The organism is Arenibacter sp. F20364 (assembly GCF_023015905.1).
Classification (GTDB): domain Bacteria; phylum Bacteroidota; class Bacteroidia; order Flavobacteriales; family Flavobacteriaceae; genus Arenibacter.
In genome coordinates, this window is record NZ_JALKBD010000027.1 from 38,021 (window position 1) to 62,113 (window position 24,093).

Annotated in this window: 20 protein-coding genes; all 20 read left to right on the plus strand. The window is 41.2% G+C overall.

The window, feature by feature from the left end:
- Positions 1–9: 9 nt before the first annotated feature.
- The 20 genes from MWU84_RS18450 (at position 10) to MWU84_RS18545 (ending at position 23,928) form a co-directional block, all read left to right on the plus strand.
- The gene (locus MWU84_RS18450) at positions 10–1,071 is read left to right on the plus strand and encodes a class I fructose-bisphosphate aldolase (RefSeq protein ID WP_069858904.1); all 1,062 of its coding nucleotides are present in this window, start codon (positions 10–12) and stop codon (positions 1,069–1,071) included.
- Between the two features lie 13 nt (positions 1,072–1,084).
- Complete coding sequence (locus MWU84_RS18455) at positions 1,085–2,449, plus strand: dicarboxylate/amino acid:cation symporter (protein WP_103440875.1); 1,365 nt, start codon at positions 1,085–1,087, stop codon at positions 2,447–2,449.
- 16 nt (positions 2,450–2,465) lie between these two features.
- Positions 2,466–4,151, plus strand: a complete 1,686-nt coding sequence (locus MWU84_RS18460; RefSeq protein WP_111624439.1) for an alpha-amylase family glycosyl hydrolase — start codon at positions 2,466–2,468, stop codon at positions 4,149–4,151.
- Positions 4,152–4,186: 35 nt separating this feature from the next.
- Positions 4,187–6,727: an alpha-glucan family phosphorylase gene (glgP, locus tag MWU84_RS18465; RefSeq protein ID WP_111624440.1), complete on the plus strand. Its 2,541-nt coding sequence runs from the start codon at positions 4,187–4,189 to the stop codon at positions 6,725–6,727.
- 27 nt (positions 6,728–6,754) lie between these two features.
- Positions 6,755–6,934 (plus strand): hypothetical protein, encoded by a 180-nt coding sequence (locus MWU84_RS18470; RefSeq protein ID WP_069858912.1) that lies wholly within the window; start codon positions 6,755–6,757, stop codon positions 6,932–6,934.
- A 110-nt stretch (positions 6,935–7,044) separates the two neighbouring features.
- Positions 7,045–8,262 (plus strand): acetate/propionate family kinase, encoded by a 1,218-nt coding sequence (locus tag MWU84_RS18475; protein ID WP_103440876.1) that lies wholly within the window; start codon positions 7,045–7,047, stop codon positions 8,260–8,262.
- A 6-nt stretch (positions 8,263–8,268) separates the two neighbouring features.
- On the plus strand, positions 8,269–10,653 hold the full coding sequence (locus MWU84_RS18480) for a phosphoketolase family protein (protein ID WP_069858916.1): 2,385 nt from the start codon (positions 8,269–8,271) through the stop codon (positions 10,651–10,653).
- Positions 10,654–10,717: 64 nt separating this feature from the next.
- On the plus strand, positions 10,718–11,713 hold the full coding sequence (locus tag MWU84_RS18485; protein ID WP_111624441.1) for a 2-hydroxyacid dehydrogenase: 996 nt from the start codon (positions 10,718–10,720) through the stop codon (positions 11,711–11,713).
- Between the two features lie 55 nt (positions 11,714–11,768).
- Positions 11,769–12,599, plus strand: coding sequence for a universal stress protein (locus MWU84_RS18490; protein WP_111624442.1), 831 nt, complete (start codon positions 11,769–11,771; stop codon positions 12,597–12,599).
- A gap of 16 nt (positions 12,600–12,615) precedes the next feature.
- Entirely contained in the window at positions 12,616–13,170 is a 555-nt protein-coding gene (locus tag MWU84_RS18495; RefSeq protein ID WP_111624443.1) for an ion channel, read from the plus strand.
- Positions 13,163–14,002 (plus strand): ATP cone domain-containing protein, encoded by an 840-nt coding sequence (locus MWU84_RS18500; RefSeq protein ID WP_111624444.1) that lies wholly within the window; start codon positions 13,163–13,165, stop codon positions 14,000–14,002. The genes MWU84_RS18495 and MWU84_RS18500 overlap by 8 nt, the downstream gene beginning before the upstream one ends.
- A gap of 48 nt (positions 14,003–14,050) precedes the next feature.
- The gene (locus MWU84_RS18505) at positions 14,051–14,305 is read left to right on the plus strand and encodes a hypothetical protein (protein ID WP_111624445.1); all 255 of its coding nucleotides are present in this window, start codon (positions 14,051–14,053) and stop codon (positions 14,303–14,305) included.
- 153 nt (positions 14,306–14,458) lie between these two features.
- Positions 14,459–15,835 (plus strand): MBL fold metallo-hydrolase, encoded by a 1,377-nt coding sequence (locus MWU84_RS18510; RefSeq protein WP_111624446.1) that lies wholly within the window; start codon positions 14,459–14,461, stop codon positions 15,833–15,835.
- 29 nt (positions 15,836–15,864) lie between these two features.
- On the plus strand, positions 15,865–17,367 hold the full coding sequence (locus MWU84_RS18515) for a thymidine phosphorylase family protein (RefSeq protein WP_111624447.1): 1,503 nt from the start codon (positions 15,865–15,867) through the stop codon (positions 17,365–17,367).
- Between the two features lie 12 nt (positions 17,368–17,379).
- Positions 17,380–18,273, plus strand: a complete 894-nt coding sequence (locus MWU84_RS18520; RefSeq protein ID WP_111624448.1) for a ribose-phosphate pyrophosphokinase — start codon at positions 17,380–17,382, stop codon at positions 18,271–18,273.
- The gene (locus MWU84_RS18525; RefSeq protein ID WP_111624449.1) at positions 18,270–18,920 is read left to right on the plus strand and encodes a hypothetical protein; all 651 of its coding nucleotides are present in this window, start codon (positions 18,270–18,272) and stop codon (positions 18,918–18,920) included. Before MWU84_RS18520 ends, MWU84_RS18525 begins: the two co-directional genes overlap by 4 nt.
- Before the next feature lie 7 nt (positions 18,921–18,927).
- Positions 18,928–19,221 (plus strand): phosphoribosylpyrophosphate synthetase, encoded by a 294-nt coding sequence (locus tag MWU84_RS18530; RefSeq protein WP_069858935.1) that lies wholly within the window; start codon positions 18,928–18,930, stop codon positions 19,219–19,221.
- A gap of 125 nt (positions 19,222–19,346) precedes the next feature.
- Positions 19,347–21,473, plus strand: a complete 2,127-nt coding sequence (locus MWU84_RS18535; protein WP_111624534.1) for a copper-translocating P-type ATPase — start codon at positions 19,347–19,349, stop codon at positions 21,471–21,473.
- The gene (locus MWU84_RS18540) at positions 21,473–22,732 is read left to right on the plus strand and encodes an MFS transporter (RefSeq protein WP_111624450.1); all 1,260 of its coding nucleotides are present in this window, start codon (positions 21,473–21,475) and stop codon (positions 22,730–22,732) included. The genes MWU84_RS18535 and MWU84_RS18540 overlap by 1 nt, the downstream gene beginning before the upstream one ends.
- 2 nt (positions 22,733–22,734) lie before the next feature.
- Positions 22,735–23,928 (plus strand): phospholipase D-like domain-containing protein, encoded by a 1,194-nt coding sequence (locus MWU84_RS18545; RefSeq protein WP_111624451.1) that lies wholly within the window; start codon positions 22,735–22,737, stop codon positions 23,926–23,928.
- Positions 23,929–24,093: the final 165 nt, after the last annotated feature.

Genomic DNA, 24,093 nt, shown 5'->3' on the forward strand with positions numbered 1-24,093 from the left:
CATAGCGTTATGAAAACATATGAAAATTTAGTGAATCATTTAGGGGACAAAGCATCTTTCTATTTGGACCACGTAAGCGAAAGGATTACCAAGGATGAACTCCATTTGCCTGATGAAAATTTTGTCTCTAAAGTTTTTGTCAATAGTAATCGGAATCCACAAGTGCTAAGAAGTCTTGCCCAGCTTTACGGGCATGGCAATCTGAAAGATACAGGATATTTAAGTATACTGCCCGTTGACCAAGGTATTGAGCATAGTGCAGCCTTTTCCTTTTATAAGAATCCCGATTATTTTGATCCGGAAAATATCATAAAATTAGCCATTAGTGCTGGTTGTAATGGGGTCGCCTCAACCTTCGGGGCGTTGGGTCTCTATGCCCGTAAATATGCGCATAAAATTCCTTTCATTGTTAAGATAAACCATAACGAACTCCTGTCATACCCCAATGCCTACGACCAAACCTTATTCGGAAAGGTCAGGGAAGCTTGGAACATGGGTGCTATATCGATCGGGGCCACCATCTATTTTGGATCTAGGGAAAGTAATCGACAGTTAAAGGAAATTTCGGATGCATTTGCCGAAGCCCATAGTCTTGGCATGGCTACGATCTTATGGTGCTACACCCGGAACGACGCTTTTAAAACGGATAAAGTGGACTACCACGCAGCAGCAGATTTAACGGGGCAGGCCAATCACCTTGGGGTAACGATACAGGCAGATATCATCAAACAAAAGTTGCCCACCACAAATTTTGGTTTTAAAGACCTGAAATTTGGAAAATACGACGATGCCATGTACGAGAATCTGACGACAGAGCACCCTATAGACCTTTGTCGATTACAGGTTGCCAATTGCTATATGGGCAAGATAGGATTGATAAATTCAGGTGGAGGTTCCAAAGGAGCATCCGATATGGCAGAAGCCATCACAACCGCAATCGTAAACAAACGAGCCGGAGGATCGGGTTTAATTCTGGGAAGAAAGGCTTTTCAAAAACCCTTCAAGGATGGGGTGGAATTAATAAATGCGGTTCAGGGCGTTTACATTGAGAAAAGAATCACGGTAGCATAATACAGATAAAAGAATGGTCGATACGGAAATAAAATCATTAAAATCCCTACACCACTACTTGCAAAAGTTGGTAGAAAATAGGCTTTGGCTTAAGGTTATCATTGCTTTGTTTTTAGGTGTTGGTGTTGGCCTGTTGTTAAGTCCTCAAAATGGTTGGATAACCAAAAACACTGCCGATGCATTAGGAAATTGGTTGGCCCTACCAGGTATGTTATTCCTAAAATTGGTACAAATGATCATGATTCCCTTGATCGTAGCATCAATCATTACTGGTATTGCAAGTAACAATAAGGAAAACCTGAAAAGGTTGGGTGGTGGTGTTCTATTATATTTTATATCAACAACCATTATTTCAGTGACAATAGGTACAATTCTTGCATTAATTTTTAGGCCTGGAAAGTATCTGCACCAACAGGCGGAAGTTGGTCATGCAAATGCAGTGGCCAATACTGCCGAAAGTTCGGAACTGTCATTTGGAATAAATGATATTCCGAACGCCATAACAAATTTGTTGCCTGAAAATCCATTGGCCTCTATGGTAAGCAGCGAAATGTTGAGTATCGTTATTTTTACTATTATAATTGGAGTTGCCGTATTATCACTAACCGACGACTTGCTTAAACCGGTAAAGTTACTCCTAGGGGCCATTCAGGAAATATGTATGACCGTGGTCAAATGGGCTATGTTATTAGTTCCGATCGCCGTATTCGGTTTAATGGCACAATTGACCTCCAGCGTCGGTTTGAACTCCCTAAGGGGTTTGGGCTTTTATGTGCTCGTGGTGCTAATAGGATTGCTAATATTGGTAGGTATTTACCTCGTGTTGGTAAGCATTCTTGGCCGGAGCAACCCATTGACATTTTTGCGAAAAATAACGGATGTTCAACTATTGGCATTCTCAACTACAAGTTCAGCCGCAGTAATGCCCCTATCTCTAAAAACAGCAGAGGAAGGGCTCATAGTGGATGCCTCCATCAGCAATTTCATTATTCCCATCGGGGCTACTGTAAATATGGATGGGACGGCCCTTTATCAGACCATTACGACTTTGTTCATAGCGCAGGCCTACGGATTGGAAATGGGCCTTCTGAATATTATTGTTGTAGTAGTTACCATAGTTGCAGCTTCCATTGGAACTCCGGCCATTCCAGGAGGTGGCGTCGTGATTTTGGCTTCTGTGCTATCCAGCGTAGGAATTCCCGCCGAAGGAATTATCATAATAATAGGGGTTGAGCGCTTGCTTGGAATGTTCCGAACAGCAGTCAACGTTACCGGTGACCTAACAGCCTGTATGGTTTTCAATCGTTTTTACGGGAATAAAATGGAAGGATCCAAAGAGACTGATGTAAAAGCAAATACGGAATTTTCCACTATTTAAATATTTAAAGAAGAAGATGATAAAATCAATTAACGAAATAGATTTTTCTCCAAAACCGGGCAAGGCCTACTGGGTAAACTGTCACAGGGAATGGCGGGAGGAGGTCATTTATTTTCTGATGGTCGACCGATTTCATGATAGTAGAAAACGACATTCTTTAAAGTTCGACATGAGACATCCCGGTTTCGGAAATGAAGATCAATTGCAAAAGCCTTTTGGCGGTACCCTCCAAGGAATCATCAACAACATTGACTATATCAAAAATTTGGGCTCTACCGCCATTTGGTTAAGCCCTGTGTTTGAAAATAATCCAGAATCCTATCATGGATATGCCATCCAGAATTATATGGACGTGGACAAACGCTGGGGCAACAAGAAAGATTTGGAAAAACTAGTGGACAAGGCACACGGGTTGGATATAAGGGTGTTCTTGGATATCGTTTTGCATCATTCCGGAGATAATTGGTCGTATCCTTTTGATTACAACTATTACTATTTTAACGGCCAGCGTTTTCCCTTGGACGAATGGCGGGAAAAAGATAGGCCAATTCCAGTTGAACTGAGAAATATGGAACTGTATAACCGTAAAGGGCAGATTATAAATTTCGATAATTATCCCGAGACACAGGAAGGCGACTTCTTTACCTTAAAAACATTTAGAAACGATGGTTCCCCTGATAGTGAAGATTTACGGGAGATACTGGCCAAGATACATTGTTACTGGATTCGTGAGACAGATGTGGATGGTTTCCGTTTGGATGCCGTCAAACATATGAAGGGAAACGACATTAACCGTTTTTGCTCTACGATAAGGGAATATGCCTACTCCTTAGGCAAAAGAAACTTTTTTCTATTTGGTGAAATTATCGGGGACGATGAGACGGGTAATCCCTATATAGGTCCCAAAATACTGCCCGAGGACCGGAATATATATTACGGGCTTGATTCTATATTAGATCATCCATTACACAGTGTTTTAGCAGAAGTGATAAAAGGGAATTCATCCCCGAATAGATTGATACAGAGGTATTCGGATTTGCAAAAGAATGCTCTAAGCCGAGGTAGGCATGGGGAGTTCCTCGTGACCTACATCGATGACCATGATCAGGTGGGGATGGACTTTAAACACCGATTTGGCCATAACGCCACTACTGCACAAGTTGTTGCGGGAATGGGATTTCTTATTTGTGCCCTTGGCGCTCCGTGTATTTATTATGGTACCGAACAAGGTTTTGAGGGTAACGGCATGGATGACCGATATATTAGGGAAGGAATGTTCAATCCCGATGATAAGGAGTCGAACGTATTGAACCAAGAATCATGGATATTCAAGAGAATTGCTGTCTTGGCACATCTAAGACAAAAAGAGGCCATTCTAAAGTTCGGCAGAATGTATTTTCGGGAAACTTCAAAAAACGGACTCGATTTTCAGTTTCCTGATTGCGAGAAATGTCTTTTGGCATTTTCAAGGATTCTGCATACGGGTGAAATTCTCGTTGTTTATAATTCCTCCCCAAAAGATATCAAAGAGGAATATATAGCAATTGATACCACTATCAATAAAGAGGGTACACTTATGCAATGCATTTATGGGAACAAGAAAAAAATCAGGATAGAAAAAAATATAGATCAAGATGCTGACCGCCTTTTCATCAAGGTAAAGCTAAAACCCATGGAATTTTTGATATTCAAGAATCATTAAATAAAGGAACTTAATAAAGAACAAGCATTACAAGCATGAAAAAACAAAAATACAATGCAAATCAAATCTACGGATTAATGCACACAGACATCGAGGGAATCGATGCACTGATAGAACTGGCCCTGAACATACGATGGTCATGGAACCATGCCTCGGATGAACTATGGCAACAACTGGATCCAGAACTTTGGGAATTCACGCAGAACCCATGGGTAATTTTGCAAACGATTTCACGAAATCGACTGGAGGAACATTTGGCAGATCCAGCTTTTCGGGAAAAGCTCGATGGCCTATTAAAGGCAAATGAGCAAGCGAATTCAACTCCCACTTGGTTTCAGAAAAAGCATCCGAAGACACCGCTTACCACTATTGCCTATTTTAGTATGGAATATATGCTTAATGAGGCCCTACCCATATATGCCGGAGGCCTCGGCAATGTAGCGGGTGATCAGTTAAAATCGGCCAGTGATCTGGGGGTACCCGTTGTTGCCGTGGGACTACTTTATGCCAAAGGCTATTTCCGTCAGGAAATTGACAAATATGGAACGCAAAATGCCTTATTTCCCTATAATGACCCGGGACAATTGCCCATTACGCCCTTACGTTTACCTAACGGGGAGTGGCTACGTATAAAGGTATCGTTGCCGGGTCACCCGATATGGCTCCGGGCATGGCAGGTACAGGTAGGACGGTCTAAGCTCTATCTGTTGGATAGCAACGACGCCGCCAACTTGCCCATACATCGTGGAATAACAGATGAGCTGTATGGGGGTGGGCCAGAACTCCGCATAAAACAGGAGATTATTTTGGGTATCGGGGGCTACCGGCTGCTTAAGGCCCTGGATATAATGCCCGAAGTCTGCCATATGAACGAAGGGCATGCCGCTTTTTTGGTCCTGGAACGAGCCAACAATTTTATGAAGGCGAACGGTACCTCGTTTGAAGAGGCACTTACCGTTACTCGAGCGGGCAACCTATTTACCACACACACTGCGGTTGCAGCTGGTTTTGATCATTTCAGTCATGAGTCTATGGAATACCATTTAGGTACTTATGCCAAAGAACAATTGGGCATAAACTTTCATGATTTGATGGCCTTGGGGCGGACAGACGCCAATAACCGATCGGAGAGTTTCAACATGGCCTATCTTGCCATTCGTGGCAGCGGGGGGGTAAATGGCGTTAGCCGATTGCACGGAGAGGTAAGTAGAACTCTTTTTAACAATCTTTTCCCGCGTTGGCCAGTGGAGGAAGTTCCGATAAGTCATGTAACAAATGGAGTGCACATGCCATGCTGGGACTCCAAATATGCAGATGAAATCTGGACGGAATCCTGCGGAAAGGACCGCTGGAGGGGCGAACTCGATGATCATTCTGCACATATTTCAAAGTTATCCGATGAGCAGTTATGGCAATTTAGGACTAAATCCAGAAACAGGCTCGTCGGTTTTATAAGGCAAAGGTTTGAGAGACAGGCAATAGTTTCTGGCCTACCGTCGGAAGTGGTTGGTATCGCTAACCAAGTTTTTGACCCGGACACCTTGACATTGGGCTTTGCCCGCCGATTTGTGCCTTACAAAAGACCGGACCTCTTATTGCAGGATCCGGAACGTTTTGTACGAATTCTTACCCATCCAGAACATCCGGTACAATTGGTGTTGGCCGGTAAAGCACCCCCTTTCGATGAATCCGGGAAGGCCTTGATACGAAAATGGGTGCAATTTATCCAAGAACATAATTTGTACAAGCATGTCCTCTTTCTAAGTGATTACGACATTATGTTGGCGGAAAGTTTGGTGCAAGGTGTCGATGTGTGGCTCAATACGCCGAGACGACCATGGGAAGCCAGTGGTACCAGTGGCATGAAAGTACTTGTAAATGGAGGCCTCAATTTGTCGGTACTGGACGGTTGGTGGGCCGAGGCATATAGTCCTGAAGTGGGTTGGGCATTGGGCGATGGCCAAGAACATGGAGATGATCCGGCATGGGACGCACACGAGGCAGCAGAATTATATGAAATACTGGAACAACAGGTCGTCCCCGAATTTTACGCACGTAACAAAAAAGGGGTGTCGGAATCCTGGGTGGAACGCATGCGAAAAAGTATGGCGATCCTAACGCCTCGTTTTTCCGCCAATCGAACGGTTCGCGAATATACGGAGGACTATTATCTGCCAGGGGCAATCAACTATAAAAAATGCGCAGCTAGGAAAGGAGCTAAAGGGAAAAGAATTGTCAGCGCAGGACATGATCTTAAAAATAAATGGGATACCATACAATTTGGGAGAGTCGAAATTGAAAGTGAACGCCAAAAGCACCACTTTAAAGTAGTCATATGGTTGAAAGGAATAGACCCCAAACATATTCAGGTAGAACTATTCGCGGAAGGCTTGAACGGTGAAGCGTCCGAAAGGATCAAAATGACATTTGATTGGTTGGGGGAAGATGGTGCACATAATTTTTATGCACAGGCAAATACTTCCCGTCCTTCAGATCATTATACCGTTCGTATTGTACCAAGCTACGAAGGCATTTCTGTACCATTAGAAGACAACTTGATTTTGTGGCAGTATTAGAATAGAACTTAAAATATAAAAAGAAAAATGGAGACACTGAAATATCATGAAACCATAATAAAAAAAGTCTGTTTCGACGAGGAGCTGTTGCAGATAGAACTGAAGAAGGCGGTTCGAAATACCACTTGTTCCGAACAACCGGCATTATTGGAATGGTGCGTTATGAGCTTGGGGCGAAATATAAAGAAATGGCATCATCTTTTATGAAAGAAAAGGATTGTGATTTTACTTATCTGGATTTATGATAGGATCCAAATAGCAATCACGTCATCAAAACCTTAGGTATAGATAATTTATAAATGTAAACTAGAAAATAAATGCTTCCGGAAAATTCAAATATCTTAACGATCAATGGTGGTTCATCCAGCATCAAGTTCGCTATGTATGAAATGGCCAAAACTCCGAAACTCATATTTTCTGGGTGTATTAACCGAATTGGGTTGGCGACTACGACTTTCAATGTTTCCAATCTCGACCTTGATGAAAAGAAGGGATATGAAATATACTGTCCCGGTTTTTACGAGGCAGCCATCTTTTTGATCCTTTGGTTAAAAAGGCAAGCTGGTTTTGATAGGGTCAAATGTATCGGCCATCGCATCGTCCACGGAAAGGCACATTCTTGTGCGGAGGTAATAGATGCAACTTTGTTAAAGGAATTAAAGCTAATAAAGGACTATGACCCGGAACATCTTCCTGCCGAAATCGAAATCATCGAACTTTTCAGGCAGCGATGCCTTGGAATATTTCAAGTAGCCTGTTTCGATACTGCCTTTCATGCAACATTACCACGCATAGCAAAGATTCTGCCCATACCAAGGCGCTTTGACCAAGCCGGCGTTCAAAAATACGGTTTTCACGGTCTATCGTATGCCTACCTCGTGGAAGAACTGAAAAAAACAATAGGTGTGGAAGAAGCTAAAGGGCGTATCATTCTTGCCCACTTGGGAAACGGGGCCAGTTTAGTGGCTTTGAAAGAAGGGAGGAGTGTCGAAACCACTATGGGATTTACCCCTGCAGGTGGGTGTGTCATGGGCTCCCGAAGTGGGGATTTGGATCCTGGGGTTGCTTGGTTTATGATGAAAAGCGAAGGTCTGAATACTAAACAGTTCAATCATTTGATCAATCATGAAGCTGGTCTCTTGGGGGTTTCGGAAACCAGTGCCGATATGCAGGACCTACTGCAAAAAGAAAGTTCAGACGAAAGGGCAGCTGAGGCGGTAGCCTTATTTTGTTATCAGATAAAAAAGTGGATCGGTTCATTTATGGCTGTATTAAGTGGACTTGATATATTGGTCTTCTCCGGCGGTATAGGTGAAAATGCCCCAATCATCCGTTCGAGAATCTGTAAAGGTTTGGGCTTTACAGGAATAGAATTGGATGAAGAGCAAAACGAACAAAATGGATTTCAAATCTCGAAGGCAGAGAGCAAAATAAAAGTATTGGTAATCCCTACTAACGAAGAGTTGATGATTGCAAAATGCACGGCAGATCTATACAACGATTTTAAAAGTAAAGAAAGACAGCATAAAAATTAATAAGACATGGAAAATCAAAATAGTGAATTAGGGTCAGTTCAAATAGCGCAGGAACTTTTGGATAAAATGGATGCGTACTGGCGGGCGGCGAATTATCTTTCCGTAGGCCAGATCTATTTAAGGGATAACCCCTTAATGCGACAACCCCTGAAGACGGAACATATTAAACCCATGTTATTGGGTCATTGGGGCACTACCCCGGGCCAAAATTTCATATATGTTCATCTAAACCGTATCATCAAAAAATATGACCTGAACATGATTTATGTGTCGGGTCCTGGACATGGAGGACCCGCCATCGTCGGAAGCACTTATCTTGAGGGAACCTATAGTGAGGTATATCCTGATATTAGCCAAGACGAAGAGGGATTGAGAAAACTGTTTACCCAATTTTCTTTTCCTGGCGGTATTCCCAGCCATGTATCCCCAGAATGCCCAGGATCAATTCATGAGGGGGGCGAGTTGGGCTATTCGCTCAGCCATGCTTTCGGGGCGGCCTTTGATAATCCAGATCTGATCGTGTCCTGTATAGTGGGCGACGGGGAAGCGGAAACAGGTCCTTTGGCTACCGCTTGGCACTCCAACAAATTTCTAAATCCTGTAACGGACGGTGTGGTACTTCCTATTCTGCACCTCAATGGGTATAAGATTGCCAACCCAACAATTCTTGCCCGGATCGGGGATACAGAGCTGGAACAGCTTTTTTTAGGGTACGGCTGGAAGCCTTATTTCATCGAGGGCGATGAACCTATGACAATGCATCGGAAAATGGGGGCATTGTTGGATAAAGTAATCGAGGAAATAAAAACGATTAAGGAGAATGCGGCGCAAAATGACAATTGGGAACGTCCCCATTGGCCAATGATTATTTTAAAATCCCCCAAAGGATGGACGGGCCCCAAGTTTGTGGATGGTTTGCCCGTGGAAAACCATTTTCGATCACATCAGGTGCCGTTGGCTGATGCTGCCAGTAATCAGGAACACCTTAAGCAACTTGAGACATGGTTCAAAAGCTACAGACCTGAAGAACTTTTTGATGAACAAGGGCATCTTTTGGCCGATCTGGTGGATTTGGCCCCTAAAGGTGAGCGGCGAATGGGTTCCAACCCGCATGCCAATGGAGGCATCTTACTGAAAGATCTTCGCATGCCCGATTTTAGGGGGTATGGCTTAAATGTATCGGTACGTGGAGAGATGGGAAACGGCGATACTCGCGTTCTTGGAGAATTCGCAAGGGATATTATCAAGTTGAACGAAAAACAACGAAACTTTAGGATTTTTGGCCCTGATGAAACACTTTCAAACCGTTTGAATTCAGTTTTCGAGGCCACTAGTAGACAATGGGAAGCCGAGATCATGAAAACCGATGAACTTCTTAAAAAAGACGGACGTGTAGTGGAAATGCTGAGCGAACACCAATGCGAGGGTTGGTTGGAAGGGTATCTCTTGACTGGACGACACGGTCTGTTTAATTGCTACGAGGCATTTATCCATATTATAGATTCCATGTTCAACCAACATGCCAAATGGCTAAAAGTAACCTCAGAGTTACCTTGGCGCAGAAAAATTGCTTCCCTGAACATTCTTTTGGCCTCCCATGTATGGCGGCAAGACCATAACGGGTTTACCCATCAGGATCCAGGCTTTATTGATCATGTCGTAAATAAAAAAGCCGAAATAGTCCGGGTATATCTGCCACCGGATGCCAATTGTCTTTTATCCGTAATGGACCATTGTTTCCGCAGCAAACATTATGTAAATGTCGTGATAGCCGGTAAACATCCCGCACCCCAATGGCTTCCCATGGAAGAAGCGGTCATACATTGTGCCAAGGGCATCGGTATTTGGACCTGGGCGAGCACTGATAGAGATGCGGAACCCGATGTAGTTATGGCCTGCGCAGGGGATGTGCCAACTCTTGAAACGTTGGCAGCAGTGTCCATATTACGTGAAAAATTACCTTATCTGAAAATACGTGTTGTAAATGTGGTGGATCTAATGAAGCTACAAACCGATACGGCGCATCCTCATGGATTAAAGGATGCCGATTTTGATATGTTGTTCACTAAAAACAAGCCTGTCATATTCGCTTTTCACGGCTATCCTTGGCTTGTACACAGGCTAACCTATAATCGAACTAACCATGCCAATATTCACGTAAGGGGGTATAAGGAAGAAGGAACTATCACGACCGCTTTTGATATGACGGTTCTAAATGATATGGATCGTTTTCATTTAGTACAGGATGTCTTGGACAGGTTGCCGAACCTAGGAGATGAAGTGGCCTATCTAAAACAGGAAATGCAGGACAAGCTGATCGAGCACAACTATTTCATACGGAAAAACGGTTTGGATATGCCCGAGATCAGAAACTGGAAATGGAAAAACTAAATGGGCTCTTTATAAGGACTATTAGAACTCCAAGAATTAGTACAATAAATTTTAATAAAACAAAATGAAAACAACGGTATTCAGCACCCACAAATTTGAAGAGCCCCATTTGGTAGCTGCAAACAAAGGCAAGCACGAGCTTAACCTACTTGATGTACGGCTGACCGAAATCACTGTTTCCTTGGCTCAGGGAGCAGATGCAGTGAGCCTATTTACGAGTGACGATGCTTCGGCCGAAGTACTTGATAAACTTAGTGCCTTTGGAATAAAATACATTGCCCTGCGAACCGCTGGATACAACAATGTAAATACTAAAAAGGCCGCTGAATTGGGTATCAAAGTTTCACGCGTTCCATCCTACTCCCCTTATGCCATTGCTGAACATACCGTCGCCCTGATATTGGCCTTGAACAGAAAACTGATCAGGTCACACAATAGGGTGAGGGATATGAATTTCTCCTTGAACGGATTGACGGGTTTTGACCTGAATGGAAAGACGGTCGGGGTAATGGGCACCGGGAAAATCGGGGCTATCCTTGTTAAAATACTCCATGGTTTTGGCTGTAAAATAATGACCTTTGATACCTCCGAAGATGAATCGCTCGTTGAAAAATATGGGGTTTGCTATACTGATTGTAAAACGCTATGCAGTGAATCTGATATCATTAGCTTACATGTCCCTTTAACTCCTTCCACCAAACATTTGATCAATGACAAGCATATTTCTCTTATGAAACCAGGAGTAATGCTTATCAATACGAGTAGAGGTGGTTTGGTGGATACCAAAGCGGTTATTCAAGGATTAAAATCGGGAAAAGTTGGTTATTTTGGGATGGATGTCTATGAAGAAGAGGAAGGACTCTTCTTTGAAGATCATTCGGATGAAATACTTCAGGATGATGTGATTGCGCGTTTAATGACTTTCAACAATGTTCTGATAACGAGCCACCAGGCCTTCTTGACCGATACTGCACTGACAAACATTGCGGACACCACAATTTATAATCTGGATTGCTTTGAAAAACAAATCGATTCGGGAAACGAAGTTGCTAATAACTAAAAACGACAAGTTTCTTTTAATCGTTTAAATATATGAATCTTAAAAAACAATCACTATGAAAAATATACTAGTACCTACCGATTTTTCCGAAAACTGTACCAAAGCAGCTAATTTGGGAATTGAAATGGCCAAGCTGTATGAAGCGGAAATCCATTTCTTTCACTTGATACATACCCCCGTAGACTGGGTAAAACTTGACAAGCTAAAAGAAAAAAGATACCCTGATACCTTGAGGGAAATCGGGTCGGCCAAATCCGCCTTACGGGAATTGGAAAAAAAGGCTGAAAAGGAAGGCTTAAAATGCCAGACATTCTTGGAATACCAAATAGAAACAACCAATATTTTACGACATTCCGGTCATTTTCATCATGATTTTATCATAACGGGAAGCAGTGGTACCAAAGGGACCGTAAGGGAATTATTGGGTAGCAATGTGGAAAAAATCATTAGAAAATCAGATGTACCCGTAATCGTGGTGAAAGGAGATGACGTTGCATTCCCTTTTAAAAATATAGTATTTGTTTCTGATTTTATGGAGGATGTAAGTGGTGCTTTCGAGCATGTAATTTCAATTGCGAAAAAATGCAATGCCCATATTCGTTTGTTGCGAATCAATACCCAAACTGATACCAATAGTATATCAGCAGGTCTGGATCCGATCAAGAGGTTTTTGGAGAAGTTTCCCGATTTGAAAAACTATTCCATGTACGTCAATAACGAACCGACTGTGGAAACTGGCATAAACACGTTCGTTAAACACGAACCAACGGATTTGATTGCTATGTCCACCCACGGGAGTACGGGATTTTTGAGTTTGTTTTCCAAAAGTATCGCTGAAGGTATAGCCAACCATTCCGCACTTCCAGTAATGACGATTAAAATTTAAAAAAAAGTATAATTCGATGTCGGATAGCTTAAATCAAATACAAGAAAAGCCCTTTTACAAATTATTGTTGGGAAGAACGGTCTTGCCACTCGTCACCATTGTGGGAATTGGCATCTTCTATGTTGTTTTAATGTCAACAATCGATCATAGTACTTTGCCATTCCACATTATCATAATAACGGCCGCATTGGGTAAGACCATTGTGATTACGATGACTACCTTGAAAAGACTGTCAAAATTGATAAAGATCTGTCATTCATTGGAGAGATTGCTTTGGGTTTTTGGATTGATAATCGTCATAAGTATTTTCTCCTTTGCAACCGATTATGCCTGTCTTTTCCAATTCAGTCCTACCACATTTGAAGGTGTTCCCGATTATTCAAACTCGTACTTGTATAATTTGTACCACTTTTTTTACTTCAGTGTGATTACCTTTTCAACAGTAGGCTACGGCGATATTATTCCAACTTCTGACGTAGCCAGATTCGTTGTTATGTTAGAAATATTTTTAAGTTTTTTCTTGATAGTATTTGCTTTGGCCAATATTAAAAAAATACACATCAATGGATAAGATAAATATTATAAAAGCAAACGGGGACAAAGCACCTTTTGAAATAGAAAAGGTAAGAATTTCATTAGAACGGGCTGGAACCGATAAATTGTTGGTGGAAGAGATAGTTCAAGATATTGTAAAGGAAGTTTACGATGGAATGACTACCAAAAAGATATATCAAATGGCGTTCAGGATGCTCAAAGGCAAGGCTAGGGTAAATGCCTCTCGATATAAGCTTAAAAAGGCACTTATGGAACTCGGCCCTTCAGGTTATCCATTTGAAAAACTGGTAGGTAAACTATTGGCACACGAAGGTTTTGACACAAAAGTCGGGGTAATTGTTCAGGGCAATTGTGTACAGCACGAAGTGGATGTGATAGCCCTAAAAGACAATAGACATTTTATGATCGAATGCAAATATCATAGTGATCAGGGCAGGTACTGCAATGTAAAGATTCCACTCTACATCCAATCCAGATTTTTGGATGTAGAAAAACAATGGGAGAAACAGCAGGGCCATGAAACCAAATTCCATCAAGGTGGTGTATATACTAACACCCGCTTCACGACAGATGCAATACAATATGGAACCTGTGTTGGGTTGTTGCTCACAAGTTGGGATTATCCAAAGGGGGACGGTCTAAAAGAACGGATAGACAGATCCGGCCTACATCCCTTAACCTCTTTAACAACATTGACAAAGATCGAGAAGTCCAAATTATTGGATAAAGGCATTGTGCTCTGCAAGGAAATTAACAAAAGCCCTTCACTATTGGAACAAATAGGTATATCCAAACGGCGACAAAAAGACATTCTTGAAGATTCGGAAAAATTATGTACCACGCATTAAAATGAAAAATAAGTAAATAAACATGTATTAATCTTAAATAGAATACAGATGAAAACAGAAGCACTACAAAAACAGAACAAAATAGACCTTGAGACATTTTACCAAGCATTGGAGGATGAACCAAGGTTACTTGAAGAGGCCTTTGAAACACTATTGGAGATGGTAAACTCCGAGCCTGAATCCGCAAAGAAACTGGCACTTCTTATCAAAAAGGACTTTCATGAACTGTACAAAGAAATAGCGGAATTATGCAAATCGGACGAAGACAAAGGGAACGCACCTTCCTGTTGTGGGGGACTTTAATATTTGGAATTGTGAAAGCACGAGCCTTGAAGTCCGTAAACAGGTGAATAAACAAGAGTAATGGTTAGAAGGTAATAGTGATTCTGGATACTAGCAATAAAAGGATTTCAGAAGATACAGTAAAATTATTTGCAACACTTTTAAACTAAAAAAATGAACAACAACAAAATAAACATTCACTTTTTGGGCGCAGCAGGTACGGTAACCGGTTCAAAATATTTAGTGGATACAGGGGATAAAAAAGTCCTTATAGATTGCGGACTATTTCAAGGACTTAAGGATTTGCGGCTAAAAAATTGGGAATATCCGCCAGTGAAGGTTTCAGAAATTGATATGGTATTGCTTACCCATGGCCATATGGACCATACAGGTTATTTGCCCAGGTTGGTAAAACTAGGATTCAAAGGTCCCATTTACGGTACCAACCCTACATTGGACATTGCCAAAATCATTTTGAACGATAGTGCAAAAATCCAGGAACAAGAAGCTGAACGTGCCAATAAGGAAGGCTATTCCAAACATAGTCCCGCAGAACCACTTTACGATTTAAAGGATGTTGAAAATACCATACCGCATTTTAAAGCGATTCCCCAATCTCAATGGATTCCATTGTTTGAAGGTATCAAAGCTCGTTTTCAGTATAACGGACATATTTTGGGTGCAACATTCATCGAGTTGGACGTAAACGGAAAACGTTTTGTCTTTTCTGGAGATATTGGTAGAACCAATGATTTATTACTCTATCCGCCTTTAAAACCTAAAAAAGCTGATGTACTTTTTATAGAATCGACCTATGGTGGAAGGTTTCATCCTGACGAAGTGGAAGCCATTCCGCAGATTGAAAAATTGGTCAATGACACCATCAATAGAGGCGGCAGCCTGTTTATCCCAAGTTTTTCGGTAGAACGTGCCCAGTTGATGATGCTCATTTTCTGGAGGTTACTAAAGGAAAACAAAATCCCTAAAGTCCCGATGATAATGGACAGCCCTATGGGAGCCAATGTTCTGGAATTGTTCCATCGCACTAGGGATTGGCACAAACTAAAAGAAATTGAATGTGATGAGATGTGTTCATATTTCACCGTCGTGAGCAGCTATCGAGAAACTATGGAATTAAGAACCGACAACAAATCAAAAATTGTAATTGCAGGTAGCGGAATGCTCACAGGAGGCAGAATGCTGAACTATCTTGAAACACAAGCTCAAAATCCCAATAATACGCTGCTGTTTATAGGTTATCAAGCGGAAGGTACTCGGGGAAGAAAATTGTTGGAAGGCAACAGGGAATTGAAAGTATATGGAAAAACAGTTCCTTTTCATATGGAGGTAGCAGAAATAGAAGGTCTCTCGGCGCACGCAGACCATACAGAGCTTATGGACTGGATGAATAAAATAAAGAATAAACCGGAGAGAATTTTCATTGTGCACGGGGAAAAAGAAGGTGCAGAAGCCCTTCAAAAGGGAATAAAAGAAACCTATGATTGGGATTCTGAAATTCCTCAGCTTTATAGCATTGAAAAAATAGGATAGTTATAAAAATCTCAAAAACAACAGATAATATGGAACAACGGTCAAATATCCTAAAATACAAACACCTTGGTATTTACACACAGAACGAGCATGTGGTCTACATGCGAGAAGATTGTCACGTTTGTATTTCCGAAGGGTTTGAGGCACTTACCAGAATTAGGGTTGCCAATACCACCGACTCTATAGTGGCTAGCCTTAACGTAATAAATTCGGACATTCTGTTGCCTCATGAAATTGGACTATCAGATGCGGCAGCAAAAAAATTAAAGGTATTCGGTAATGAAACGTTAAGAGTATCCCATTTAGAACCCATAGATTCATTAAGTCATGTAAGGGCCAAAATCTACAATCAAAAACTGGATTATACGGCCTTTAATGAGATTATTACCGATATCGTTGAAGGAGATTATTCCAACATTCATCTCTCTGCCTTTATTACCGCCTGCGCAGGAAATAGATTGGATGTCACTGAAATCTCAGACCTGACCAAGGCTATGATCGCTTCTGGAAAGCAATTGGATTGGAACAGGAAAATCGTAGTCGATAAACATTGTATCGGTGGCTTGCCCGGTAACCGCACAACTCCTATCGTTGTGGCCATTGTTGCGGCTTATGGACTTACAATGCCAAAAACATCATCGAGAGCGATTACTTCCCCGGCAGGAACAGCAGATACCATGGAGGTAATTACGAATGTTGCGCTCTCTTCGGAAGAAATTGAAGCTGTGGTAGAAAAAGAAGGTGGTTGTTTTGTGTGGGGAGGTACTGCACAATTAAGTCCGGCAGATGATATGCTTATCAAAATTGAAAAAGCCTTGGATATTGATAGTGAAGGGCAGTTGATTGCATCGGTACTTTCCAAGAAAGCGGCCGCTGGTTCTACCCATGTAGTTATTGATATTCCCGTGGGCGAGACAGCCAAAGTACGATCTTTGGCAACGGCACAACAACTACAAGAACAATTGGAAAATGTTGGCAATACTGTAGGTTTAAAAGTAAAAGTAGTTATTACCGACGGCAGCCAGCCTGTTGGAAGGGGAATTGGACCCAATTTGGAGGCCATCGATATCTTAAGTGTACTGCGCAATGAAGAAAGAGCACCAAAAGACCTCAAAGAAAGAGCCTTATTCTTGGCAGGGGAACTGCTCGAATTATCGGAAGAAGTTGAGAAAGATAAAGGCTACGAAAACGCGACGCAAATTTTGGAATCGGGAAAGGCCTATAAAAAATTCGAGGCCATTTGCAGGGCACAAGGAAGGTTTTCACGCCCCTTAAAGGCATCCTATTCGCATGAAATTCGGGCCGGAAAAACAGGGGAACTTCAACGAATAAATAACCGAAAGATTTCTAAACTCGCAAAACTATCGGGAGCGCCGCAATCCAAATCTGCGGGTATTTTATTGAACGTTCATTTGAACGATAAAATAGAAAAAGGCCAATTGCTCTATACGCTCTTTGCAGAATCTGAAGGCGAGTTGAATTATGCCTTGGAATATTATGAGAATCACGATGATATTATAGCAATAGAATAAATAAAAAGAAAAATGAAAACTATATTATTCAGTCTTCCGGGAAACCAAGAACTCACGGAATTGTTAGCAAAAAAAATGAAAGCGGAAGTAGGGGAATGCACCATACGCAAATTTCCAGATGGGGAATCCTATACCCGCATCCTTTCCGATGTGAAGGGAAAGTGTGTGGTCATGATCTGCACCTTGCACGAACCCGATGAAAAGCTGTTACCCTTGTATTTCTTAAGCCACACCGCAAAATCCTTGGGCGCTATGTGCACCTGCCTAGTGGCCCCATATTTGGCTTATATGAGGCAAGACAAAGTATTCAATGAAGGCGAAGGGGTTACTTCTGGGTTTTTTGGAAAATTGATTTCTGGTTTTGCAGATAGCATCACGACCATTGACCCACATCTACATAGGATACATTCCTTGGGCGAGGTATATCATATTCCGAACAGAGTTATTCATGCTGCGGACGAAATATCGAAATTCATTAAGACAAATATACATAATCCGATACTTATCGGACCTGATTCCGAAAGTGAGCAATGGGTTTCCGATGTGGCAAAAAAGGCGGATGCCCCATTTACCATATTGCAAAAAATACGTCATGGCGACCGAGATGTAGAAGTTTCCGTTCCCGAAATAGAGAAGTATAAGGATTCAACACCGGTGCTAGTGGACGATATTATTTCTACCGCCCGGACCATGATCGAAACCGTAGCTCATTTAAAAAATGCCGGAATGAAACCCCCGATATGTATAGGCATTCATGCTATATTTTCAGGAAATGCCTATCAAGATCTGTGGGATGCCGATGTGGAGGATATCGTTACTTGCAATACTATCCCACACCAATCGAACGCCATCGATTTAAGCGATGTCATTGCCAAGGAAGTCACTGAATTGATGCGCCATTTATGAAAATAGGATTACACTTAATATTATTCGTTTTAATGATTATTTCCGCCTATGCCCAAGATAAAATGTTGATTGGACAATTGTCCGATAGACTGGTGGTACGGGAAAATTTCGATAACAATGGCAATTTTATGAATAAACAAACTTTTAAAGCGGGAAAGATAATTGAATCCGATGATTATTATGAAATTCAGGTCGTGACCGAACTTTTTGATGAAAATGGTGCCTCCACCGATAAATATACCACCACTTACCGATGTAAACCAGAAGAATCTAGTATTATGATTATGGCCTTTCCTTTTTCAAAACCAAAATCAAAGGAAACCGAAATCAATACGGTGTCCAAAAATTTCAAGGAACTCTATGATTTGACAAACTTAGAAGATATTGAACTCGTAATGAGTTTTGATTCGGGATTGCTAAATTTTTTTGGTTCCAATAGTAAAATAAAAATTTATGACCGGGTGTTGGAATCCAATGGAAATGGAAAAGAAATTAGATCTAAAATCAATATTAAAGCATACGCTATTGGAATACGAATTAAACAGTTAATTTATGTCGCAAGTGAAATATTGACGGACAAGGGTTTATTGACCTTTCAGAAATTTACCGAGGAAGACGGCAGCTATTTTACAATGACCTATAAATAATGAAAAGATGAACAATTACGATACCCTTTCAGAAGCCATAAGCAATCTCCAGCAAAGAGGATATACTTATGATTTCAACTTAAAGCCAGAATGTCTGGAATGTGCGTCACTGAAAATAGAAATCCATCCGGAAGAATTTGAAGTAGATGAACTGCACCGTTTTGAAGGCATGAGCAGTACGGATGATAATAGTATCCTATATGCCATTTCTTCTAAAAACGGAGTCAAAGGCATTTTAGTGGATGCCTACGGAGTATATGCCGAGAATATCTCGGAAGAAATGCGAAAAAAATTGCGTTAACCCTTAAATAGAACAATATGGACAATAACAAAGATCACAAGGACAAAAAAATGGACCACTCGAAGATGGACCATTCTAAAATGAATCACGACAAAGATGACCATTCAAAGATGGATCACTCGAAAATGAATCACGATAAAGATGATCACCCAGAAATGGACCATTCAAAGATGGACCACTCGAAAATGGAAGACCCAAAATCGGATGACCATAGTAAAATGGATCACTCAAAAATGGATCACAGTAAGATGAATCATGGTAATCATGATCATGGCAGCATCCCAATGGGCATGGCAGGCCACGACCACCATAAAATGATGATTGCCGACTTTAGAAAACGGTTTTGGATTACATTGATATTAACGGTGCCTATCCTTTTCTTTTCACCAATGATCCAAGATTTTTTTGGGTATAGTTTACTGCTCCCCGGCAACCCATATATTTTGTTCGCACTTTCTAGCATTGTGTATTTCTATGGCGGTTGGCCTTTCATAAAAGGGTTCTGGTCCGAGGTTAAAAAGGCGGCCCCAGGAATGATGACCCTTATTGCCATGGCCATTAGCGTTGCCTATTTTTATAGCTCTGCAACGGTTTTCGGCTTGGAAGGGGTCGATTTCTTTTGGGAGTTGGCCACACTTATAGCCATTATGTTGGTAGGCCATTGGATCGAAATGAAAAGTGTTTTGGGAGCCTCAAAAGCATTGCAATTATTGGTAAGTATGATGCCTGCGGAAGCACACAGGGTAAAAGGCGAATCTATTGAAGATATCAAATTGGAAGATTTATTGAAAGATGACATCATCCTAATAAAACCTGGGGAGAAAGTCCCTGCAGATGGAATCATCACAGAAGGCACGAGTTACCTGAACGAATCTATGCTTACCGGAGAATCCAAGCCGGTCAAGAAGGAGTTGAACGAAAAAGTAATCGGGGGTTCCGTAAACGGAAACAGTACCTTAAAAGTCAAAGTGGAACATACCGGAAAAGATAGCTATCTCAACAAGGTAATTACCATGGTCGAGGAAGCGCAGAAAACCAAATCAAAAATGCAGAACCTTTCCGACAGGGCTGCTAAATGGCTTACGTATATTGCTTTGACCGTTGGATTTGGTACGTTGGCGGTATGGCTAATTTTAGGATTTCCTTTTGTATATGCCTTGGAAAGAATGGTTACCGTAATGGTCATTGCGTGTCCACATGCCCTAGGTCTTGCCATTCCATTAGTTGTGGCCATATCCACCGCGGTTTCTGCACAAAATGGTTTGTTGATTCGTAACAGAACTGCTTTTGAAGAATCCCGTAAAATTTCGGTATTGCTTTTCGATAAAACAGGAACATTGACCAAAGGGGATTTTGGGGTTACACGTATTGAATCGGTGGATAAAAAGTACACTTCCAATGAAGTCTTGCGACTGGCAAGTGCCTTGGAACAAAGCTCTGAACATCCCATTGCCGTTGGAATCATCAAGAAGGTCAAGGAGGATAAAGTTGACATACCTAAACCTGAAAATTTCAAAGCCATTACTGGTAAAGGGGTCGAGGCGAACGTTGAGGGCAAAAAAGTAAAAGTGGTTAGTCCAGGTTTTTTGAGGGATGAAAAAATAGCTATTCCAGAAGATGCCTATAGCGATGCTGCCGAAACAGTAGTATTCATTTTAATCGAAGGAAAACTGGCCGGATACATCGCCCTTGCAGATGAGATTAGACCTGAATCTGATGAGGCAATTAAAATATTCAAAAAGAATAATATAAAAGTCTTGATGGCAACTGGAGATAATGAAAAAACTGCCAAGGCCGTAAGCGATAAACTTGGGTTGGACGGATATTATGCAGAGGTACTACCCCATCAAAAAGTTGAAATAGTTAAAGAACTACAAGCCAAAAATGAATTTGTCGCGATGACAGGAGATGGGGTTAATGATGCCCCTGCTTTGGCACAGGCCAATGTTGGCATAGCCGTAGGCTCCGGTACCGATGTAGCTGCTGAAACTGCCGATATTATTTTGGTCAACAGCAACCCGCAGGATATCGCCAACCTGATTTTATTCGGGAAAGCTACCTATAACAAGATGATCCAGAACCTGATTTGGGCTACTGGTTATAATGTTGTTGCTATTCCGTTGGCTGCCGGGGTATTGTATTCTTCCGGATTTGTTATGGGTCCAGCTATTGGAGCAGTGTTTATGAGCCTGAGCACTATTATAGTGGCAATTAATGCACAATTATTGAAGCGGAAAATAGCCAATAAATAATGGATAGACAGGAAAAGCTCAACAGGATATTTTTGGTTCTGTTGAGCCTATTTGTTGTAATGCTTGGATACGGTATATTATTACCGACCCTTCCATACTATACGGAAAGACTTGCCTTGAAGGACAATCCGGACACCAATTTGATCAACTTCCACATTGGAATGTTGACCAGCATTTATCCGCTGTTCCAGCTTCTGTTTGTTATCGTTTGGGGCAAGCTTTCCGATAAATATGGTCGCAAGCCCCTAATTGTAATCGGTCTATTTGGTTTTGTAGTGATGAACTTGTTAACGGGTCTGGCCACGTCACTTACAATGCTTTATATAGCCCGAATCGTAGGTGGCATATTTACATCATCTGTCATTCCTGTCAGTAATGCTTATTTAAGTGATATTACTTCAGAAACGCGACGTACAAAAATAATGGCATGGTCCGGGGTGGCTATCAGTTCGGGCCTTATTTTTGGGCCTGTTTTGGGAGGATTTCTGTCGCAAACGAACCTTCACTTTAAATTTTCCTTTGGACTATTTCATTTAGATCGTTTTTCGGTTCCCTATATTTTTGCTTCTCTTTTGGGCTTCGTTGTAGTACTGATCATAGTGAAATGGTTGAAGAATACTGAAATAAAAAGTCGTATTGCTTCGGAGGTAGTTAAAGTCAGTTTTTCGCTAAGTAAATATTTTATCATTTTGTTGCTCTTATCCTTTGTGATGCAATTTGTGGTTACTTTATTTGAAACCGTGTTTTCTATTTATGGGAAGGATGAGTTGGCATTTACAAGCCGTCAAGTGGGTATTGGTTTTATGCTTTGTGGTTCGGTTATGGCCGTTTTACAGCCTGTTTTCGCGACCTATGGCGAAAAAATATTGACCTCAAAACAACAAATTACTCTAGGATTATTAATATCTGGAGTCTCGTTAATTGTGTTCCCTTACGTAAGTAATGAGCTATACGTATATTTTACGATAGTAACATTTGCGGCCGGAGGAGCTATGGTAACACCTAATCTGCTTTCAGCAGTTTCCTTAATTTCCAAGCAGAACACGGGAAGAAATATATCCATACAAAGTTCCACTAACAGTATCGGTCAAATATTGGGTCCGGTATTGGGAACTTGGCTGATTGGAGGTGGATTTTATTATCCCTTCATCATTGCCGGGGCAACAGTTTTGGCCGCTATGGGACTGGTTTATTTATTGAATCATCAAGAAAAAGAGATTGATCCAGTTTTATTGGGCGACCAACATAAAAAAATATAGTAATGGACCATAAATCAACAACAAAAAGACATAGTAAAACGGCATTTTTAAATTCTGTCGACAATACTAAATATATTGAGTTGGTCCATTCGGGAGAAGACTATTTTGTACGGTTAAAGGAAATTATAGATAAGTCCGAAAAGGAAATCCATTTACAGACTTACATTTTTGAAAACGATGAAACTGGAAACAGCATAGCCGCCTGTTTGAAAGAAGCTGCTAAACGAAAAGTAAAGGTATACGTCTTATTGGATGCCTATGGTAGTGCTGCATTACCCAATAGTTTTGTTGAGGATTTGATACAGCATGGAGTTTTACTTCGTTTTTTTTCGCCTTTATTCTCTTTGAATAATTTTTATATCGGAAGACGAATGCACCATAAAATAGTTGTCGCCGATGAAAAAGTAGCATTGATCGGTGGAATAAATATTGCCGATAAATACCACGGAACAGTAGCTTCGGAGCCTTGGTTGGACTATGCTGTTCAGCTCAACTGCCCGGCAGCCAGTAATCTGCAAAAGCTATGCAGCGATTACTTTTTCAAAAAAGGAAGCTTCAAAAAAATACCACCTGTGTTACATTCGGCCGGTAGCGCACTTGTGGGAATTTTACAAAACGACTGGCTACATCGTAAAACAGAAGTCTGTGATGCCTACACAAATGCCTTAATTCATGCTGAAAAAGAAATAGTAATCGTAGGCTCGTATTTCTTGCCTGGTAGCATTATGGCAAAGGCATTGAAAAAAGCGTGTAAAAAAGGCATAAAAACAACGGTGATCCTAGCTGGCATTAGCGATGTACCTTTGGTACGTAGGGCAACCGAACACTTGTATTCGTCCTTTCTAATTCATCATATGAGGATCTATGAATGGAACAAATCCGTTGTGCATGGTAAAGCGACAGTAGTTGATAATAAATGGTCTACCATCGGCTCATTTAACCTGAACAGTCTTAGTTGCTATGGCAGTATTGAAATGAACGTAGAAATTCACTCCGAAGAATTTGCCGAAAATCTTAAGGCTGACTTTGAAAAAGTTATAAGCCAGTGTAACGAAGTTACATCAGATACTTTAAGTCATAGAGCGGGTATTTTCAAAGTGTTAGCCAATTGGGTTTCCTATCAAATGGTACGTACTGCGATGCTTTTTCTTACTTTTCTTCCACATTTAAGGTTTTTGAAAAACTATAGGATTTAGAAGGTGTAATAAGGAGTTATGAAAAATACCCTCATCTAGGAAGGATGTACGGATATCCTAAAGCTATTGCCGAGGAGGCCAGGACCGAAGTGGAAATTAATCCTCTATCTTACTTCATAATTTATCTATATTAACCGAAATATTTGGAAATACCTATAAAGGTAA

Excerpts from the sequence above, each read along its gene's own strand:
- MWU84_RS18450 (WP_069858904.1), top strand. The coding sequence starts at position 10 with ATGAAAACATATGAAAATTTAGTGAATCATTTAGGGGACAAAGCATCT.
- MWU84_RS18455 (WP_103440875.1), top strand. The coding sequence starts at position 1,085 with ATGGTCGATACGGAAATAAAATCATTAAAATCCCTACACCACTACTTG.
- MWU84_RS18460 (WP_111624439.1), top strand. The coding sequence starts at position 2,466 with ATGATAAAATCAATTAACGAAATAGATTTTTCTCCAAAACCGGGCAAG.
- glgP (WP_111624440.1), top strand. The coding sequence starts at position 4,187 with ATGAAAAAACAAAAATACAATGCAAATCAAATCTACGGATTAATGCAC.
- MWU84_RS18470 (WP_069858912.1), top strand. The coding sequence starts at position 6,755 with ATGGAGACACTGAAATATCATGAAACCATAATAAAAAAAGTCTGTTTC.
- MWU84_RS18475 (WP_103440876.1), top strand. The coding sequence starts at position 7,045 with ATGCTTCCGGAAAATTCAAATATCTTAACGATCAATGGTGGTTCATCC.
- MWU84_RS18480 (WP_069858916.1), top strand. The coding sequence starts at position 8,269 with ATGGAAAATCAAAATAGTGAATTAGGGTCAGTTCAAATAGCGCAGGAA.
- MWU84_RS18485 (WP_111624441.1), top strand. The coding sequence starts at position 10,718 with ATGAAAACAACGGTATTCAGCACCCACAAATTTGAAGAGCCCCATTTG.
- MWU84_RS18490 (WP_111624442.1), top strand. The coding sequence starts at position 11,769 with ATGAAAAATATACTAGTACCTACCGATTTTTCCGAAAACTGTACCAAA.
- MWU84_RS18495 (WP_111624443.1), top strand. The coding sequence starts at position 12,616 with ATGTCGGATAGCTTAAATCAAATACAAGAAAAGCCCTTTTACAAATTA.
- MWU84_RS18500 (WP_111624444.1), top strand. The coding sequence starts at position 13,163 with ATGGATAAGATAAATATTATAAAAGCAAACGGGGACAAAGCACCTTTT.
- MWU84_RS18505 (WP_111624445.1), top strand. The coding sequence starts at position 14,051 with ATGAAAACAGAAGCACTACAAAAACAGAACAAAATAGACCTTGAGACA.
- MWU84_RS18510 (WP_111624446.1), top strand. The coding sequence starts at position 14,459 with ATGAACAACAACAAAATAAACATTCACTTTTTGGGCGCAGCAGGTACG.
- MWU84_RS18515 (WP_111624447.1), top strand. The coding sequence starts at position 15,865 with ATGGAACAACGGTCAAATATCCTAAAATACAAACACCTTGGTATTTAC.
- MWU84_RS18520 (WP_111624448.1), top strand. The coding sequence starts at position 17,380 with ATGAAAACTATATTATTCAGTCTTCCGGGAAACCAAGAACTCACGGAA.
- MWU84_RS18525 (WP_111624449.1), top strand. The coding sequence starts at position 18,270 with ATGAAAATAGGATTACACTTAATATTATTCGTTTTAATGATTATTTCC.
- MWU84_RS18530 (WP_069858935.1), top strand. The coding sequence starts at position 18,928 with ATGAACAATTACGATACCCTTTCAGAAGCCATAAGCAATCTCCAGCAA.
- MWU84_RS18535 (WP_111624534.1), top strand. The coding sequence starts at position 19,347 with ATGAATCACGATAAAGATGATCACCCAGAAATGGACCATTCAAAGATG.
- MWU84_RS18540 (WP_111624450.1), top strand. The coding sequence starts at position 21,473 with ATGGATAGACAGGAAAAGCTCAACAGGATATTTTTGGTTCTGTTGAGC.
- MWU84_RS18545 (WP_111624451.1), top strand. The coding sequence starts at position 22,735 with ATGGACCATAAATCAACAACAAAAAGACATAGTAAAACGGCATTTTTA.